The organism is Mesorhizobium sp. M7A.F.Ca.CA.004.04.2.1 (genome assembly GCF_004022825.1).
GTDB lineage: Bacteria > Pseudomonadota > Alphaproteobacteria > Rhizobiales > Rhizobiaceae > Mesorhizobium.
On the sequence record NZ_RZPH01000939.1, the window covers coordinates 1 to 2,359 of the forward strand.

Genomic DNA, 2,359 nt, shown 5'->3' on the forward strand with positions numbered 1-2,359 from the left:
CTCTCGATTCCTGGTTACATATTCTCGCTCGATACAGGGTCGCATGACGATCCACGAAGCAATTTCGGAAGCTGATGATGTTGGATCCAGAAAAGACCAGGGCTGCCTCGCGGTTGTTGGTAGGCCACTGGGACCAGGGCACCCGTCTCGGCGCCATACCTGAGGCGTTGCGCCCACAAACACGGCTCGAAGGTTACGCCATCCAGTCGCATGTCATAGATCGCTCGGCGGCCTCGCTTTTCGGCTGGAAGATTGCCGCGACCAGTCTGGCCGGACAAAGGCACATCAACGTCGACAGGCCGATGGCCGGACGTCTCCTGGCCGAAAAAGCGGTGGAGGTCGGCGGGACCGTTTCGCTGGCGACGAGCAAGATGCGCGTGGCCGAGATCGAGTTCGCTTTCCGCTTCGGCCGCGAGTTGCCGCCTCGTCCTGCGCCCTATGAAATCGCCGAAGTGATGAAAGCCGTGGCGACCTTGCACCCGGCGATCGAAATTCCGGACTCACGCTATGACGATTTCTGCGCCGTCGGGGCGCCGCAGCTCATTGCGGACAATGCCTGCGCCAATCTGTTTGTCATCGGCGAGGCGGCGGAAGACGACTGGCGCGGCGTGGACCTTGCAAAGCACCCCGTGGTCGCTTTCGTTTCCGGAAAGTCGCAGCACAACGGATCGGGAGCGGCCGTGTTGGGCGATCCTCGCATCGCGCTCACCTGGCTCGTCAACGAGCTGTCGGGCCTGGGCATAGCGCTCCAACCGGGACAGGTGGTGATTACAGGCACCTGCGTGACGCCGATAAGCGTCGAGGCAGGCGACGAAGTCACCGGCGATCTCGGCCGGTTTGGCCGCGTCTCGGTGCGGTTTGTCTAGGCTCCGCGCTGCCTGGCCACGAAACTGCGCACCGCCAGCACCAGCACGGTGATGATGATCAGGATCACCGAGAGCGCGGCGATCGCCGGGTCGATGTTGTCGCGCAGGCCCATCCACATCAGCCTCGGCAGGGTGATGGCGTTGACCGAGGTGATGAACAGGGTGACGCCGATTTCTTCCCACGACAGCACGAAGGAGAGCAGTGCCGCTGTGATGATGCCGAACTTGATGTTGGGCATGATGATGCGGGTGGCGCGCTCCCACACAGTGGCCCCTAAGCCCCGCGCGGCAAGGTCGATGCGCCGGTCGAGCTGGCTGAGCGAGACCAGCATCAGCACGGTGGCGAAGGGCACCGTCATCACCGAATGCGCCATGGCGACGCCGAGCCATGTGTCATAGCCGAAGAACGTGCTGAAGCCCGAGATCGAGGTCAGCAGGAAGTAGAGCGTGATCGCCGAGACCACCGGCGGCACCACCATCGGCAGTAGCACGAAGCCGACCAGGGCCGCGGTGAAGCGGGGCTGGAACATCCAGACGCCGAGGCTGAAGCACAGCGCGAGCACGGTTGAAAAGGCGCTGCTGACGACACCGATGCGGATCGAGAGCAGGATCGATTGGAGCCAGCGCGGGTCCTCGACCAGCGCCCGGTAGTGGCGCAGCGACAGTTCGCCCGACGGCATCGCCAGCATGCGGCTCGGCGTCAGCGACACCGGGATGACGGCGAGCAGCGGCATCAGCAGGAACAGCGCCACGAGGGCGGCGATGATCAGCGAGACGGGACCGGGGCGGTAGGTCGGCATCAGATCAACTGCTTCGGTCTGACGTATCGGAACAAAAGCGCCATCAGCGCGCCGACGAACAGCACCAACACGACGCTGATCGCCGCCCCCAGGCCCCAGTCCGGGCTCTGGAAGATCCTGAGATAGATCAGCTCGGCGATCATGACGCTGCGGCCGCCACCGAGGATCGCCGGCGTGACGAAGAAGCCGAGCGAGAAGACGAACACGATCATCGCCGCGCCGATGATGCCGGAGCGCGTCATCGGCACGAACACTGTCCAGAAGGTGCGCATGCGGCTGGAGCCGAGCCCGCGCGCGGCCAGGAGCACGCGGTCGTCGAGGCTGCGCATAGCCGATGCCAGCGGGAAGACGGCGAAAGGAATGAGGAAATGCGTCATGCCGACGATGACGCCGAATTCGTTGCGCACCAGCGCCAACGGTTCGGAAATGAAGCCGATCGCCTGCAGCCAGCTGTTGATCAGGCCGCGATTGGAGAGCAGCGCCACCCAACCGAAGGCACGGGTCAGCACGGAAATCCAGAAGGGAACGAGAATGCAGAACTCGGCGACCAGGCGCTGTGCCGGGGTTCCACGCACCCAGACGACGGTGATGGCGTAGGCAGCGGCCACCGAAACCACGGTGACGACCGCCGCGATGCGCAGCGTGCGGATGAACACCGACTGCACGAGATCGTCGGTAAGCAGCGCCTCATAC

General features: G+C 64.1%; 3 protein-coding genes. 1 reads left to right on the plus strand and 2 read right to left on the minus strand.

What is annotated here, in order from left to right; translation table 11 throughout:
• The first annotated feature begins 77 nt into the window (after positions 1-77).
• Positions 78-866, plus strand: a complete 789-nt coding sequence (locus tag EN893_RS29480; protein WP_127272267.1) for a fumarylacetoacetate hydrolase family protein — start codon at positions 78-80, stop codon at positions 864-866.
• Here the strand turns inward: EN893_RS29480 and EN893_RS29485 are convergent.
• Positions 863-1,666, minus strand: a complete 804-nt coding sequence (locus EN893_RS29485; protein ID WP_127267595.1) for an ABC transporter permease — start codon at positions 1,664-1,666, stop codon at positions 863-865. The two genes, EN893_RS29480 and EN893_RS29485, sit on opposite strands and share 4 nt — an antisense overlap.
• A partial coding sequence (locus EN893_RS29490) for an ABC transporter permease (protein WP_164901214.1) occupies positions 1,666-2,359 on the minus strand: 694 nt, incomplete at its 5' end. The genes EN893_RS29490 and EN893_RS29485, both read right to left, overlap by 1 nt.

Coding starts and splice junctions, on each gene's coding strand:
- EN893_RS29480 (WP_127272267.1), top strand. CDS start 78: ATGTTGGATCCAGAAAAGACCAGGGCTGCCTCGCGGTTGTTGGTAGGC.
- EN893_RS29485 (WP_127267595.1), bottom strand. CDS start 1,666: ATGCCGACCTACCGCCCCGGTCCCGTCTCGCTGATCATCGCCGCCCTC.